Source organism: Xenorhabdus taiwanensis (genome assembly GCF_036512875.1).
GTDB lineage: Bacteria > Pseudomonadota > Gammaproteobacteria > Enterobacterales > Enterobacteriaceae > Xenorhabdus > Xenorhabdus taiwanensis.
In genome coordinates, this window is sequence record NZ_AP028978.1 from 498,909 (window position 1) to 513,926 (window position 15,018).

The 15,018-nt window shown below is 44.8% G+C and carries 15 protein-coding genes; 2 read left to right on the top strand and 13 right to left on the bottom strand.

Translation table 11 applies throughout. From position 1 onward, the window contains the following. Positions 1–42: 42 nt before the first annotated feature. Positions 43–2,064: an oxidoreductase gene (locus tag ACE1SE_RS02110; protein ID WP_374052443.1), complete on the bottom strand. Its 2,022-nt coding sequence runs from the start codon at positions 2,062–2,064 to the stop codon at positions 43–45. Between the two features lie 330 nt (positions 2,065–2,394). Between ACE1SE_RS02110 and ACE1SE_RS02115 the strand changes: the two genes are divergently transcribed. Next, entirely contained in the window at positions 2,395–2,991 is a 597-nt protein-coding gene (locus ACE1SE_RS02115; protein ID WP_374052444.1) for a GNAT family N-acetyltransferase, read from the top strand. Between the two features lie 32 nt (positions 2,992–3,023). Here ACE1SE_RS02115 and ACE1SE_RS02120 read toward each other — a convergent pair whose 3' ends face one another. From ACE1SE_RS02120 to ACE1SE_RS02135, 4 genes are all read right to left on the bottom strand, one after another. Further along, positions 3,024–3,962, bottom strand: a complete 939-nt coding sequence (locus tag ACE1SE_RS02120; protein WP_374052445.1) for a VirK/YbjX family protein — start codon at positions 3,960–3,962, stop codon at positions 3,024–3,026. 401 nt (positions 3,963–4,363) lie between these two features. Further along, a complete protein-coding gene (locus ACE1SE_RS02125; RefSeq protein ID WP_374052446.1) occupies positions 4,364–4,798 on the bottom strand; it encodes a GNAT family N-acetyltransferase in 435 nt (144 codons plus the stop codon). A gap of 183 nt (positions 4,799–4,981) precedes the next feature. Further along, entirely contained in the window at positions 4,982–6,151 is a 1,170-nt protein-coding gene (locus tag ACE1SE_RS02130; protein ID WP_374052447.1) for an MFS transporter, read from the bottom strand. Positions 6,152–6,459: 308 nt separating this feature from the next. Beyond that, positions 6,460–6,810 (bottom strand): IS630 transposase-related protein, encoded by a 351-nt coding sequence (locus ACE1SE_RS02135; protein ID WP_374053567.1) that lies wholly within the window; start codon positions 6,808–6,810, stop codon positions 6,460–6,462. Here ACE1SE_RS02135 and ACE1SE_RS02140 point away from each other — a divergent pair. After that, entirely contained in the window at positions 6,774–7,082 is a 309-nt protein-coding gene (locus ACE1SE_RS02140; protein ID WP_374052448.1) for a VapA/VapB family virulence-associated protein, read from the top strand. The two genes, ACE1SE_RS02135 and ACE1SE_RS02140, sit on opposite strands and share 37 nt — an antisense overlap. Positions 7,083–7,478: 396 nt before the next feature. On the opposite strand, the gene ACE1SE_RS02145 is transcribed toward ACE1SE_RS02140, so the two are convergent. From ACE1SE_RS02145 to ACE1SE_RS02180, 8 genes are read right to left on the bottom strand one after another with little or no spacing between them, the layout of a single operon-like run. Then, positions 7,479–8,729: a beta-ketoacyl-ACP synthase gene (locus ACE1SE_RS02145; RefSeq protein WP_374052449.1), complete on the bottom strand. Its 1,251-nt coding sequence runs from the start codon at positions 8,727–8,729 to the stop codon at positions 7,479–7,481. Next, complete coding sequence (locus ACE1SE_RS02150) at positions 8,726–9,457, bottom strand: 3-ketoacyl-ACP reductase FabG2 (protein WP_374053568.1); 732 nt, start codon at positions 9,455–9,457, stop codon at positions 8,726–8,728. Before ACE1SE_RS02150 ends, ACE1SE_RS02145 begins: the two co-directional genes overlap by 4 nt. Further along, positions 9,454–9,933, bottom strand: a complete 480-nt coding sequence (locus ACE1SE_RS02155; protein ID WP_374052450.1) for a hotdog family protein — start codon at positions 9,931–9,933, stop codon at positions 9,454–9,456. The genes ACE1SE_RS02150 and ACE1SE_RS02155 overlap by 4 nt, the downstream gene beginning before the upstream one ends. After that, positions 9,933–11,114 carry a beta-ketoacyl-[acyl-carrier-protein] synthase family protein gene (locus ACE1SE_RS02160; protein ID WP_374052451.1) on the bottom strand — a complete coding sequence of 394 codons (1,182 nt, stop codon included), beginning with the start codon at positions 11,112–11,114 and terminating at the stop codon, positions 9,933–9,935. The genes ACE1SE_RS02155 and ACE1SE_RS02160 overlap by 1 nt, the downstream gene beginning before the upstream one ends. A gap of 3 nt (positions 11,115–11,117) precedes the next feature. Then, positions 11,118–11,681 (bottom strand): DUF3261 domain-containing protein, encoded by a 564-nt coding sequence (locus ACE1SE_RS02165; RefSeq protein ID WP_374052452.1) that lies wholly within the window; start codon positions 11,679–11,681, stop codon positions 11,118–11,120. After that, the gene (locus ACE1SE_RS02170; RefSeq protein WP_374052453.1) at positions 11,678–14,002 is read right to left on the bottom strand and encodes an MMPL family transporter; all 2,325 of its coding nucleotides are present in this window, start codon (positions 14,000–14,002) and stop codon (positions 11,678–11,680) included. The genes ACE1SE_RS02165 and ACE1SE_RS02170 overlap by 4 nt, the downstream gene beginning before the upstream one ends. Beyond that, positions 13,974–14,552, bottom strand: coding sequence for an outer membrane lipoprotein carrier protein LolA (locus ACE1SE_RS02175; protein ID WP_374053569.1), 579 nt, complete (start codon positions 14,550–14,552; stop codon positions 13,974–13,976). Before ACE1SE_RS02175 ends, ACE1SE_RS02170 begins: the two co-directional genes overlap by 29 nt. A 41-nt stretch (positions 14,553–14,593) precedes the next feature. After that, positions 14,594–15,016 (bottom strand): acyl-CoA thioesterase, encoded by a 423-nt coding sequence (locus tag ACE1SE_RS02180; RefSeq protein ID WP_374052454.1) that lies wholly within the window; start codon positions 15,014–15,016, stop codon positions 14,594–14,596. Positions 15,017–15,018: the final 2 nt, after the last annotated feature.

Below are 15,018 nucleotides of genomic sequence, written 5' to 3' on the forward strand. Positions count from 1 at the left end.
AATTGAGTATAAATTATCACCGTTCTTGCTTGTAGATTTGATCTACACTTTAAGCGCTAATTGAGCTCCTTGAGCGATTGCCCTGCGTGCATCTAATTCAGCAGCAATATCTGCTCCACCAATGAGATGTACACTTTTTCCCATTGTTTGTAACGGTTGGTAGAGAGCTTTCAATGGCTCTTGTCCTGCGCAAATAATCACATTATCTACTTCCAGACATTGTTGTTCATCACCACGGCGGATATGCAATCCCTGATCATCAATTTTCAAATATTGAACGCTGTTTAACATAGTGACGCCCCGCATTAACAGGCTGGTTTTATGCACCCAACCTGTGGTTTTCCCTAAGCCATCCCCGACTTTGGAATCCTTACGTTGCAGCAGATAGATTTTACGAGGAGAGCGCTCGACTTGTGCACCTTCTGGCCGTAATCCTCCCTTGTGCATAATGGTTCGATCAATTCCCCACTCATGGCTGAAAGCATGACTGCTTAAGCTGGTACTTTGCCCATTTTGACTCAGATACTCAGCGGTATCAAAACCAATGCCTCCAGCACCGATAATGGCAACACGTTTTCCGACTTGCCGTTTATGTTTCAATACATCAAGGTAATTCAGTACCTTTTCATGTTCAATACCATCAATATTGGGGATGCGTGGCATGATCCCTGTCGCGATGACAACTTCATCAAACGATAAAAGTTGGTCGGCAGTTGCCGTATGATTGAGGCATACTTCGACGCCGTTCAATGCTAATTGGCGTTCAAAATAGCGTAAAGTTTCATGGAATTCTTCTTTGCCGGGGATCTGTTTGGCAATATTAAATTGTCCACCGATCTGGTTTTCTCGTTCAAATAGCGTGACATGGTGTCCTCTGCTGGCTGCTGTGACAGCAAAGGATAATCCCGCTGGCCCGGCACCGATGACAGCGATGGTTTTGGGAGATTTTACCGGAGTGGCAATGAATTCAGTTTCATGGCAGGCGCGTGGATTAACCAGACAAGACGTCAGCTTGCCGACAAAGATCCTATCCAAACAGGCTTGGTTGCAGCCTATGCAAGTGTTAATTTCATCAGCGCGGTTTTGTTCGGCTTTCAATACAAATTCGGCATCAGCGAGAAACGGGCGTGCCATAGAAACCATATCGGCGCAGCCCTCACTAAGAACTTGTTCGGCAACCTGGGGACTGTTGATGCGGTTGGTTGTAATTAAAGGGATGCTGACTTTACCCATCAACTTTTGCGTAACCCAGCTAAATCCGGCTCTGGGCACCATCGTTGCAATCGTTGGGATACGGGCTTCATGCCAACCGATGCCGGTATTAATAATGGATGCCCCGGCTTTTTCAATCTCCCGTGCCAGTTGTTCGATCTCTTGCCAATTGGAGCCATCTTCCACTAAATCCAGCATAGAAAGGCGGTAAATGATGATAAAACGCTCCCCCGTGATAGCGCGGACAGCTTTGACAATTTCTAGTGCAAAGCGCATGCGATTTTCGAAAGTTCCACCCCATTTATCCTGTCGATGATTGGTGCGTGTGACCAGAAACTGATTGATGAGATAACCTTCTGAACCCATGATTTCCACGCCATCATAGCCTGCCTGTTGTGCCAGTTGGGCACAGTGGGCAAAATCCTTTATTGTCTGTTGAATGTCATTTTCAGACATTTCTCTCGGTATAAAAGGGTTAATAGGCGCTTGAATGGCCGAAGGCGCAACGGAATTTTTCTGGTAGCTATAGCGTCCGGCATGCAGGATTTGTAAGGCAATCTTTCCCCCTGCCTGATGTACCGCTTTTGTAATAAGCTTGTGGTGGGGCAGGTGGTCTTCACTATTCAGGACGCTTGCTCCTGTGGCGACAACGCCCTGCGGGTTTGGTGCGATACCGCCGGTCACAATCAGTGCGACGCCTCCCGCAGCCCGTTCTGCATAAAATTGAGCCAGACGTTGAGCACCATTGGGATGTTCTTCAAGCCCCGTGTGCATTGAACCCATCAATACACGGTTTTTTAGCGTGGTAAAGCCCAAATCCAGCGGTGCAAGCAGGTGAGGGTAATTGCTCATTGCATTCTCCATCAAATATTTGGTAGCTCAAGAAATATTATTGTTTTCCGTATGAAGCTAAACAGCCAAGTGGTCGGATGAGATGATGATTAAATTTAGACAGTTCCAGCATTATTGGAACCATTTTGTTAACTGATTGTGACAAACATCATGAAATAGAGTTTCAATCGTACCTTAATGAAAATCTATTGAGGCGAGAAATTCCTCTTATTTATGATTGTCGCATGCTTTTAACTGTGCATACTGTGAATATATTCTTACGGAATGATGAATAAGAATGGCGGAATTAAACTTTAAGTGTGATAGAAACAAGTATGGGGGAAGGTAATTATGGGAAAAATAACAGATTGGGTTACGTTAACCGGAAAAAGTGTGACTTTAATGCCTTTGTCACATGATAGACATGATGAATTTGTTTGTGCTATTGAGGATGGACAGTTACATAAACTGTGGTATACCAGTGTGCCAGATCCCGTCAATGTTCATGCGGAAATTGAACGTCGTTTAACCCTGCACGCCAGGGGCAGTATGTTGCCTTTTGCTGTCATCAATAATGCAACGGGGACGGCAGTTGGTATGACAACTTATATGAATATTGATGCGAATATTCCCAGATTGGAAATTGGTTCTACATGGTATGCGCATTCTGTCCAACGCACTGCGATTAATACGGAAGCAAAATTTTTACTGTTGCAGTACGCATTTGAGGAACTGGAGTGTGTGGCAGTGGAACTCCGTACCCATTTTTTAAATCATCAAAGCCGTAAGGCGATCGAACGATTGGGAGCAAAACTGGATGGTATTTTGCGTCATCACCTGCGAGCCAAAGATGGTTCAATAAGGGATACTTGTGTTTATAGCATTCTGTTCAATGAATGGCCCGCCATTAAAACGCATCTTACATGGTTAATGGCGAAGCCACGTTGAGTGCCTACTTGGTATTTCTTTCTGGCAGGAAGTCAGGCGGCTTTCAGGGATGCTTTGATATCGTTTTCCAGATCATCCAATAATTGATAGCGACGGCGATACTCGGCGCGCTTTTTACTGGGGATCTCATCCAAAGATTTTCTTTCTATCAATGATGGCAGATGGAATTCATTATTTTCCTTTCTGACACCACTTAGCGATTCCCAGAAAGAATTGTAATCGGCCACCATCTGATTTTTCTTTTTATGCCAATAACGGATGCTACGGTAGATATGAGTTTCATTACTGGCTGCCAGGATTTGTTCACAATTCATATGATCGGCAAAACGACAAATAGCCTCAATCAACAGGCGTTTGGGGAATAATCCATAACACTCTTTGGTTGCATGACGGATAATCTCCAGAGAATTATCCCCTTTGGTTGGCCCTTGTAGTGCACCAATAAAGAGTGTCTGTTTGCCATCAATCGTTAATAAAGTGAAGGCGCACTTGGCCAGAATAACATTCTCTGCAGTAGTCATATATAGAGAGAGTTCACCTTCTTTATTCAGGTTGTCCAGTGCATCAATATATATCAAAAATGTTTCATTTTTCCCTTGAATGGTTGCCAGTAAATAAGCATTAACATCAAAAATTCGACTAATAACAGTAGATTCTAACTGTTTGAATAATATTTGATAATGATCATTCAGGGCACCGACAATCTGGTTGCGCTTAAAATTAATACTTAAGTATGGGCGATGTAATTTGCAAGGCCAACTGGGTTGTTTTTTCAGAATATCCAAATAATGCGGCGTTTTGGCTATCCCATTCAACAGTTTTAATGTAGAAATAGGGGTCAGGAGACTGCGTAGGGCAAATTTAGCGCGGTAGCTGGAGGAATGCCAATATACCCCTGGCATAGTACGTTTTCCAATAAGATCAGCAAATAGCTTCATTCCTGAAGACGAAGGGTGTTGTAAATTACTCATTAATACTCAAACTCGACAAAAAATAAAAAATATTTATACCCACTGGATTTCAAGTTGTAGCACGGTGGCAAGAGAACAAATCCCCCTGGAATATAGCGAACTTTGTGTTTAGAACTACGTGACTAAGGGGAATGGACGTAGCCGACAAAGCTGTAACTTGAAAGGTGATAGGGATAGACAAGTTTCATTATATCATTGATTTATCAAATTCTACTCAAATGTTTACAAAATATGCCATTACTTTAAATTTATTTATTTTTATAGTAAAGAGTATTATTTTATTATCATTTGATATTAATAAAACAACACTTATTTTTATTTAATACATTACTCTTTACATGATATTTTTATTTTATGTATTTATCTTATTTATGTATTGTTTTTTTAACATTCTGAGTTTTTCAAGCCAGTTTCATATGTAATAGAGGAAATGGATTCCCTTGTCCGTCAAGCTCTGAGCGAGAAAATACCTGAAATCCCATATACTGATAGAAGCCGACGCCTTGTGTATTTTGCTCGTTTACATCCAATTCGTTGATCTGCAATTCGTTAATGGCAAATTGCAGTAACATCTTACCGATCCCTGTTCCCCGTGCTTGTGGCGCAATAAACAACATTTCTACTCGATGTTGATCGGTACTAATAAATCCTACGATATTATTTTGTTCATCTGTCGCCTTATAAACAGAGAGATTAGGCAAATAATCGTTAAGGATCTGTGGGCGTAAAACCTCAATCATGGACTTAGGCAAGAAATCATGAGTAGCAAGTACAGATGCTTCCCAAATTTGAATTAGTGTCAAAAAATCAGCTTTGGTGGCTTGTTGTATTTTCATTTCATATCCCTAAATTTTTCTGTTAAGAAAGTGCAATTGAGCTAACACAACTCATTGATTCTCTTTTTGGTGAGAATATGTCCGCATTGTCAATAACCAATATGGAAGAATCTACACAGGAATTAAAAATAAAAAAAGCGCAGCAAGTTGCGTCGCTTTCATATAAATTTAGATTATTTTTCACTAGCTTGCCAATACACGGTCTTTGCGGCACAAGCTCGCCAACAGCATATAAATTGCGGTCGCCAATAACACGATGAAAAAGAAACTCATCAATCCATTGTGCTGAACCTTAAAGTAGTGTTGTAGCATAAAATGTCCCGCTACCAGTGGCCCAATGGCGGAACCGATACTGTAACTTAACAACATGACCTGGCTTGCCGCTACAATATAGGTTGCATCCAACTTGTCACAGGCAAGGGTGATTGCAATGGGATACAGTGCAAAAGACGACATGCCCAAAAGGGCCAGTGCCACTATCATGACAAGGTAATGTTCAAAGAGATAAGTCATTCCTATGGCGAATACCCCCAATAAGGAGACCATTGCCAATAGAAACGTTTTGCTCATGATGACTGACAGCTTACTGATAATGGGTTGTATGACCATTCCGCCTAGAATAATGGCTGCCATCAATACACCAACTTGCTCGGTATTGAAATGGCTCTGGTTGAGAGATAGAGGCATCAAACCATAGATCGTACCCATAACGATACCCGATGTCATGCAGCCAACGATCGCGGGTTTACTGAATTCAGTGATTTTTCTCAGTGATAGACTTTGGTGATGGAGAGCGGGAGGTTGCCCATGACGCACGAATAATGGGGGTAAAATTGCGATAAACAGCAGTGCCGAAATCACCATAAAGGGGATCATTCCCTGAGTACCGATAGGCCCAATTAATAACTGGCCTAAGGTGGTCCCACCGTAAAGGGAAGTCATATAAAAGCTCAGGCGCTTGGCGCGTTCTTTGGGATTATCGCCGATTAATAGCCAGGATTCGACCACGACAAAGATACCGGCAACGGCCACGCCGGCAATACACCGCACAAGTAACCAAATTTCTTTATTTGGAAAAAAAGGCAATACGATAACAGTCGCTGACAAAAGCAACAAAAACACAATGAATGAAAGACGGTGACCTATTCTGGCGATAACAGGCTCAATCATCATTGAACCGATTAATAAACCGGCATAATAAGCACTGGCTAACCAACTGGCATAAATCGTATCAATGCTGAAACTTGCCATCGACAGAGGAATTAAGCTCATTAGGTAACCAGAAGCAATTGCAAAAACAGTCAAACCGGCGACAGGTACAAATGCACTGTCATTCTTGCGCAGCAGTTTCACTACTGTCGTCTCCACATAAAAAATCAGCCAGATATGCGCTGCTTCTCATCAAGATTTTGCCGGATGGCGGTCACGATATATGCCAAGGACTGGAATATATCCTGGTGATTTAAGCAGTAGGTAAGTCACTCAATAACCTTGAGTGGTGCGGACTATAGCCTTTTCTCACAAAGAGATACAACGAGAAAAACTGATACTTATGAATGAAAAGATTTATGGAAAAAGGGAGGTTATGATTAGGGCCGAAAGAAGCCAAATGTATTAGTGAGATTACATCGCGTTGGCTTGCTTAAATCTATTCGACGTCATTATGGGCAAGAATTGCCCGCGCCACGATGAATTCTGTGCGAGGGTGTTTTAACTTTTTTATGGGTGATCCGAAGCCGTTCCAAGGCATAATGAATAGCCGATTGCGAGACACCTAAACGTTTTGCTCTTTCCCATTGATAGTCATCGGGAAAGTTTTGGACATCCGCCATGCGCACCGCATCAGGGATTTTCGTGGCGGGTTTATCGCGGGTCATGCAAGGTTCTATTTTATTGCACCACCGGAACAAGGTGCGCATGGAGATTTCAAAATGGGTACTTGTTTGTTCGAAAGTCAACGAATGTTTGTCGTTGTATGCCTGTATTTTCTTTCTATTTCCTTTATTATGAATTTACTTTGGAAGTTGATGGCGCGAAAACTTTTTACGGAAAAGCAGGAGGATTGGGCTCTCCGGGAAAAGGAGAATTTTCCGGTGAGTTTTTTTTCGCTGTAAGTGATATTAATATCATTTACCAGAAAGCAACAATTTTTGCTGCAGTTATAACACCTATAACTATTTCTGTAGGTTTTATAGATTCATATTTCGAGAAGTTGGCACAGTTTAATGGAATCGGATTAGGAACAGTATCTGCCTCAATCACAGGTGGTGGTTATTGGGAATGATTTAAGTGGTAACTCTTTATTTTAGATATATAAAAGGCTTCATTTGTGAATTGATAATTGTTGCTAAAACATAAATCAAAACCACGTCGTAATGGAGCCTATTTTCCTGTTTCAGCCTATTTCAGGCGATCCGTCTTCTCAATAGCGCAATATTTTCCGCCGCGTTTTTTCGGTAAATCTGGTAATCATACTCACGAAAATTAACATCCAGTCCCAATGAGAGACTTATCCCGTAAATAAAGGGCAAACTAACTGACCCATATTCATTACAACACAGGCATACAGAATAACGCCAGCGCGACAAGGAACACAGCTATAAATCGGATGAATTGAAACAGATACACCCATAAATTTTCAGACAAAAGACCACCATAGAGTGGCCTTAAGTTCCCATCATTAATCCCAACGTCGGATCACCATCGAGGTATTGATGCCACCAAAGGCAAAGTTATTGCTTTGGATAAACTCGGTTTGGATTTTACGGGGCTGGTGCATAATGTAATCCAACTCGCCACAGGCGGGATCAATCTCAACGAGATTGATTGTTGGCGCAAACCAGCCCTCATTCATCATTTCCAGACTTAGCCATGCTTCAAGGGCACCACACGCGCCCAGCGTATGGCCGAAATAGCTTTTCAGTGAAGAGATAGGTGTTTGATTGCCAAAAATATTGGCAGTCGCCCGGCTCTCTGCCACATCTCCGCGATCGGTTGCAGTACCGTGAGCGCTGATGTAACCGATATCGGCTGGCTGTAAGCCCGCTGATTTCAGTGCCATTTCAATGCATATCTGCATGGTTTCCGATTTTGGTTGGGTGATATGGGAAGCATCACAGTTAGTGGCAAATCCGATGATTTCACCATAAATCTTGGCACCACGCGCTTTGGCGTGCTCCAATTCTTCAAGGATTAATGTACCCGCACCTTCACCAATCACCAATCCATCGCGGTTAACATCAAATGGAGAAGGTGTGGTTTTCGGTGCCTCGTTTTTCTGGCTGGTGGCAAATAGCGTATCAAATACTGCTGCTTCAGATGGACACAACTCTTCAGCGCCACCTGCGACCATTACCGTTTGGTAGCCATGGCGGATAGCTTCCCACGCGTACCCAATCGCCTGACTGCCAGATGTACAGGCACTTGAGGTTGGGATCACTCTGCCGCGTAATCCAAAGAACAAACCTGTGTTGACGGCAGTCGTATGGGGCATCATTTGCACATAGGTTGTGCCTGTGATGTTATTGGTATGCTTTTCAGTCAGCATGGTGGCAAATTCGCTGACAGGTTTGGTACTGCCCGTAGAAGAACCATAAGCAATGCCCGTTTCTCCATTAGTCAGTATTGGATCATTGAGCAAGCCGGCCATCTCTAAAGCCAGCTCAGTGGCACGTGTTGACATCAGGGAAACACGTCCCATGGAACGAATGCGTTTGCGGGTATAATGTTCGGGTAACATAAAATCCGTAACCGGTGCCCCAAGATGGGTATTAAGCCCATCATATTCTGCCCATGCTGGCATCTGTTGAACGGCATTAATGCTTGCTTTCAATCCTGCGGAAACAGATGGCCAATTGTGCCCCAATGCGGTAATGCCGCCCATTCCCGTAATCACTACCCTGCGAGGTTGGAATATCGCATTATGGTTCATAGCATCCCTCCGTTGATTGAGATAACTTGGCGGGTTACATATCCCGCAATATCAGACATCAGGTAGCTGGCAAGGCCAGCCACTTCTTCCACTTGTCCCATGCGTTTCATTGGGATCATATTCATCGCTTCTTTCAAAGCCACTTCTTCCATTTGAATCATGTCTGTCCCAATCAAGCCTGGTGCAATACAGTTCACGGTGATTTTTCTTTTCGCCAATTCGATTGCCAGCGCTTTTGTTGCGCCGATAATCCCTGCTTTAGCTGCGCTGTAGTTGACCTGTCCGCGGTTGCCCATTAAACCAGACACGGATGATAAGGTAATGATTCGTCCTCCCTGACGTAAGCCAATCATCGGCATGATGCAAGGGTGAATAACATTGTAGAAGCCATCTAAGTTGGTATGAATGACACTGTCCCAGTCATTGCCTTCGAGGGCTGGGAAAGCACCATCTTTGGCGATCCCGGCATTGCAGACGATGCCATAGTAAGCGCCGTGGGTTTCGATGTCTTTTTCCAAATTTTCACGGCAGGTTGTTCGATCCGAAACATCAAAATTCAGAATACGGCCACTGCCCCCGTTTGCCTGAATGTGTTCCAGTGTCTCTTCCGCACCTTTAGCGTCGCGGTGATAATGTACGATGACAGTAAAACCATCTGCCGCCAGTTGGCAGGCAATCGCCCTGCCTATCCCTTTGCTGGCACCGGTCACGAGAACTGAACGCATTATGCTACTCCATCCTGTTTATTTATGAGCTGTGTGAGTTCTGTTTTGTTAGGTTGGTAGGTGTTCAGGCGGCCTGTCACCAGTACAGTGCCATTACAACTGATTTCACCTTCAAAACTGCCAAATTTTTCATCTTGCAGTAATAAATTCATTTGAATATCCAATACACTACCTGATGTGAAAGTGGGTACCTGACACCGTACAGCACGTCCGCCCAGTAACATGCCCAGTGCGGAATCTTCTTCTTTTCTTTCCTTGCGGTGCCAGCCAGACCAGACTCCAATGGTCTGAGCCATGATTTCAACGGCAAACCAACCCGGCAAATGGCCTTCTTCATTGAGAAAAGGGGATAACACACCATTTTGGCTGACTGTGACCCGACAATGGACATGGTTGCTGGATACGTTGATCACTTTTTCCAGTAACACCAGGGGGGCTTCATGCGGGAGATAACGATCTACCGGTAAGTAGTCAGACATTATGCCGCTCCCAATATCAGGCTGGTATTGTTGCCACCAAAGGCAAAAGAATTTGACATGACAATCGGTTTTTTTAGGGGTTGTGATTGGGTTAGCAAGCCACAAGCAGGCAGCGAAGTATCAATACTGGAGCGTGAAAAATCCTGCGCAGGCAGTGGTAAGTTATGTGTTAGCAGTAGCCAGCAAAGTCCGGCTTCACAGGCACCTGCGGCGCCAAGAGTATGGCCGGTTAGATACTTGGTGGAGCTGCAGGGCGTGTTTTCACCAAAAATCTGATTGATGACAATCGATTCCATTTGATCATTTAATTTTGTGCCTGTTCCGTGCAGGTTAATGTAACCGACCTCGGCCGGAGAGAGTCCGGCATTTCGCAGTGCCATATTGATAGCTTCAATGGCACCCTTCCCTTCAGGATGAGGGGCTGACATATGCCATGCGTCACTTGATTCTCCTGCACCGAGCAGGGCTATCGGTTGGGTTTCTCGCGTTAGCAGCAGTAATGTTGAGGCTTCTCCAATCGTAATGCCCTGACGCTCCTCACAAAAGGGCTCACACAAGGTTGGAGAAATAGAATCCAGGCTATTGAAGCCGTTGATTGGCATACGGCTCAATGTGTCCGCACCACCAACAATGGCGACATCCACCAGCCCCATTTCAATCAGGCGTTGACCACTGATAATGGCTCGTGAACTGGATGAACAGGCGGTAGAAAGGGTAAATGCAGGTCCATCGATGTTCAGGTAACCAGCAAGAAAGCGGGAAGGATCGCCCAATTCTTGTTGGTAATAATGGTAATGCTCATCGGATTGCGGATGCATTGATTGTTGATGAATTGTGCGGCTGACATGCTGATCACCTTCGTTGAGGCCGGATGTGCTGGTTCCCATAATCACCGCGATACGTTCCCGACCATAGCGAGCGATGGCTTCGTCCACTTGTGGTTTTATTTGCATCAAGGCAGCCAGTAACAAACGATTATTACGGCTGTTATGCTGAAACAGGCTGTCAGGAATGACGGGGAGTTCACCGTCAACGCCGCCCAGACAGCAGGTTTTGTCGGGTTGTAACCAGCCTGCACGTTCATACATACCAGGCGCTTGATTGAGCATGAGATTCTGCGCAATCTCATCCACATTATTGCCCAAGGCATTGAGCATACCCACGGCAGAAATATAAATCATGTTTTACTCTTCCAGATGCTGAATGGCGATGTCATAACCGAAAACGAATTGCTGGACGCGAATCGGGCGTCGTTTGCCATTTTGAGTATCATAATGAATTTCTGTGATTAATTTCCCTTTTTTGTCATGCAGTTGGCGGAGGTTATCGCTATCCTTGAGCCTCCAGCCATCGGGCAGTCGGTTTTGCCAGGCGGAAGCCGGCCAGTAACTGAGCATAATATCAGCCAGAACTTGGTTGGCAGGGGGAAGTTCCGGCAAGATAATGGATTGTTCGGTATGAACGCCATTTTGATCGTAATCTAATTTGAACAACCGGATACCCAGCGAAGACAACCCCGCCAGTGACAGGTGCTGTTCATTGGCGTTAAGCAGCACAATCAATGATTGCTGTTTGCCTTTGACTGTGGCAGTTAACAGTTGCTGTTCATTAATGGCAGGCGTTATGGTCGGCTCTGGCAATGCAACGCGTACACCTGGTTTTAGCCACGCACTGGGTGTGCCGTTTTGCGGAGTGTTCGTACAAGCTACCAGCAGGCAAGTCAGAGACAGGATGAATAACCGTATCATGATTGTTTTTTCCTTTTTTGGCGTTTCGCTATTGCCAGCGGTGATAGCAGGAAAGCCGTCAGAATCCCGCTGCATAACACGATGCCAAAGCTACTGATCGCCTGGGTACTACTGAACATCAACATGCCTAGTGTGAGCAAGGAAGTACACATTGCCACGCTGATCGCCAATAGAGAGGTCAGCGGAGTACCACGAGGATTGCTGAAAAACAGGGTGTAGTTGATGCCAATGCCAAGCACCAGAACCAGAGCTAATATCGAAAATAAGTTAAGGCTATGACCACTAAAACCGAGAACGGCCAGTCCACAGCCAAGGGACAGCAGTGATGGTAATATACTGATGACGCCACGACGCAGGCCAAGCCGTGCTATATAACTGATAGCAATCAGTATGACTGAACCTGCCAGCAACCAGCCAAGCAGGGTTCGATAAAACTGAAACATCTCATCGAACGCCAGTTTGCGATCAACCCAACTAATTCCTTCCTGATTTTCTGCCAATTGGCGCATCAATACACTGTCTTTAACGCCATTTACAGGAAGCAGAACACCACTATGACCATTTGGCAGGGTTATCCACATCAGGCGCCAACCTTCACTGACGACACTATTGAGCCAGTCATTTGGTGTAACAGTCATAGCGTGAATATCAGGCTGTTTTACTATTAAACCTGCTTCTGTCAGGCGAGCAACGATATTGGGTGTAGCGGTCTTGAGCAGAGCAAGATCCTTATGCTGTTGAGCAAGAGAGGAGAGAGGGAATCGTTGGTAATGGCTGATATTACCTTGCTGTTTTTCTGCATCCAATGTAGGAATGAAGGATTCCAGCCGTTGTAGTGTCTGTTCTGCACTATCACCATAAATAACGAACCATTTCTGATCACTTCGCTGTCCGGTTAGTGTTGCAATGCGTTTTTCCTGTTGATGAATATCCTGTGGCATAGCCTGTAATTGGGCAATGTCATCATTGATCTGTAAACGGGAAATTCCCAGTACGGCAAAAATCGCCAATATTATGGGTAATCCCGTATAAAACAGCCGATTGTGTCTCCATAATGCCAGCCAACGCATTAACATGATCATCGCCGGAATGGGGCGCACGGGCAGGTTTTTAGCAAGTCGCGGATACCAGCAGACGACAGTTAAACAGGAAGCGGTTAAACCTGTAGCAGCAAATACAGCCAACTGGCGCAGGCCGGGAAAAGGTGCAAACATCATGATGAGATAAGCAATAACGGTTGTTGCCAATGCCATTAATAAGGCAGGCAAGACCTTCCGCATACTTTGCCACGACGTCACGTCCTGACCATGTACCATGCGTTCTGTGAGATAGTAAATAGCATAGTCAGCAGAAATGCCGATGATACTGATGCTCAGTACCAGCGTCATGAAATGAAGTTCGCCAAAGATCCCCAAAGTCATGACAGTCCCTGCTAAGGCACCGATGCTGATAGATAGAACACACAGCAATAAAGGTTTCAGGGAACGAAAAACAGTGTAGATGAGTAACAATACACCGAGCACGGTGGCGCTGCCCAATGTTGAAATATCGTGTTTTGCCTGTTGGGTAGCGTAATCGCTGTAAAACAGGGTGCCTCGTGAAATCACTTTAGCATCAGGAAATTGAGCTTCCAGAGACTGCTGTAACTTACTCAGTTCAGTGACAGCATGATGGCCTTGCTGCATATCAAAGGACGAGTTTTTTAGTTCTCCGTGAAGTAAATACCAGCTTCTTCCAGAATTATCTTTGGCAACTAACCAGCCATTTTGGAGCCGTAACTGGCTGGATGTCTGTTGGAGTGCCAGTTGTGAGCCTCTGACCAGCATTAAGGGATCATTATTAAGTTCTTGCCCACTGACACCGGAAAAAGCGGAATAGACCTGAGACAGTATCCAGTTTGCCTGCTGATTGCCACCCTCTTTCAGTCTGTCACGGGTGGCAGGATCGAGCATCGCATTGCGGTGTTCATAGTAAAAACGCCCCCATGCTTGCTGCTGCTCTGCGGTCATTGGCCCTTTGACATGGGTCAGAAATGATGTTTTTTGCAAATACTCCAGCCAGTATTGGGCAGGGGCGGTATCCTCGTTTTTGGCGGGGCTGACCATCCACACCAATTGGCGATCAAGACGTTGCATGAACTCTTCTTGCAAGGCAGGTGGCATGTTTCCAGCACTTTGTGCAGGCAATAAGGCTAATACGCTGGTAGACAGGCGAGATTGAGGTAACAAGACTACCAGCAATATCAGCAGGATAGTGCATGTTAACAGCCAGAGTAGGGCCAGCCGACGTGGCTCAGAATTTGAAGTATTGCTCTTCTTCATGACTCAGCGTCTCTGGTGTTAATTGGTGGTGGGTAAAAGAGAGTTCGGTACGATCACCCTGGCGATCGGTCAGTAAAATAGCATCAAGGTTAGTTTGGCCGTTTAGCGTAATTGCCGTGAAAAGTTTATCCAAAGGAGACGTTTTCGGCGTCAGTATTAAGCGCCAATTTTCCTGCCCAAGATCGTTGAATTCAATTTTGAAATTTTCTTCCAGCACGGCCCGATCGGCCTGAAACAAAGCCCGCATCAAGTGGTTGAACTGAAACATTTGTGGATTGGAATCAGCGGTGATCACCTGTGGTGCTTGCCCTGACATGACTTGCACCATATGGTTGTCATCCAGTAACAGTGTCAGTGGAAACGGTTTTTGCTGATGCCACCATAGCCCTTTATGTTGTGAAATCAGCATTTCACCACTGGAAGACAAAGGATGAGGCATACCCTGAATTTGCCGTACTTGTGTGAAGTTCGCTCGCACAACCGGCTGGTGAGCAAACCGCTGTTGTAATTCCTCAAGGGTTATGGCATATGCCATGTTATTGATTGTCATAAAACTTGTTGTCAGGAACAGCAGTATCCAGTGCCATTTTTTCACGGTTTGACCCCCATACGTTCGAATAGAATGTCTGGGCTGACAAAGCTCATTTCTTGTGTTTCTTTAGAAACGGCAACCTGAATGGTGTAGCCTGCGGTTGTTTTTTTGCCATTTTCTGCATTAAAAATCTGATAAGCAATTTTCAGGCGGTTTTCAAACTCTTCGATGGTGGCTCTGATACGTATTTTTTGTTCAAAGAGCACAGGGGCACGGTACTTGATTTTGGCGTCAACGACAGGCCAAACATAGCCGGATTTACGCATTTCTCGATAACCATAATTGAGTTGATTCATCAGCGCTTCACGGGCAATTTCAAAATAGCGAAAGTAATTTCCATGCCAAACAACGCCCATTGGATCAGCATCATGAAATGGCACAGTGAGTTCAACTTCGGCAGTAAAACGAGGATCGGTCAGCATTT

Coding starts and splice junctions, on each gene's coding strand:
- ACE1SE_RS02110 (WP_374052443.1), bottom strand. CDS start 2,064: ATGAGCAATTACCCTCACCTGCTTGCACCGCTGGATTTGGGCTTTACC.
- ACE1SE_RS02115 (WP_374052444.1), top strand. CDS start 2,395: ATGGGAAAAATAACAGATTGGGTTACGTTAACCGGAAAAAGTGTGACT.
- ACE1SE_RS02120 (WP_374052445.1), bottom strand. CDS start 3,962: ATGAGTAATTTACAACACCCTTCGTCTTCAGGAATGAAGCTATTTGCT.
- ACE1SE_RS02125 (WP_374052446.1), bottom strand. CDS start 4,798: ATGAAAATACAACAAGCCACCAAAGCTGATTTTTTGACACTAATTCAA.
- ACE1SE_RS02140 (WP_374052448.1), top strand. CDS start 6,774: ATGCCTGTATTTTCTTTCTATTTCCTTTATTATGAATTTACTTTGGAA.
- ACE1SE_RS02145 (WP_374052449.1), bottom strand. CDS start 8,729: ATGAACCATAATGCGATATTCCAACCTCGCAGGGTAGTGATTACGGGA.
- ACE1SE_RS02155 (WP_374052450.1), bottom strand. CDS start 9,933: ATGTCTGACTACTTACCGGTAGATCGTTATCTCCCGCATGAAGCCCCC.
- ACE1SE_RS02160 (WP_374052451.1), bottom strand. CDS start 11,114: ATGATTTATATTTCTGCCGTGGGTATGCTCAATGCCTTGGGCAATAAT.
- ACE1SE_RS02165 (WP_374052452.1), bottom strand. CDS start 11,681: ATGATACGGTTATTCATCCTGTCTCTGACTTGCCTGCTGGTAGCTTGT.
- ACE1SE_RS02170 (WP_374052453.1), bottom strand. CDS start 14,002: ATGAAGAAGAGCAATACTTCAAATTCTGAGCCACGTCGGCTGGCCCTA.
- ACE1SE_RS02175 (WP_374053569.1), bottom strand. CDS start 14,552: ATGACAATCAATAACATGGCATATGCCATAACCCTTGAGGAATTACAA.
- ACE1SE_RS02180 (WP_374052454.1), bottom strand. CDS start 15,016: ATGCTGACCGATCCTCGTTTTACTGCCGAAGTTGAACTCACTGTGCCA.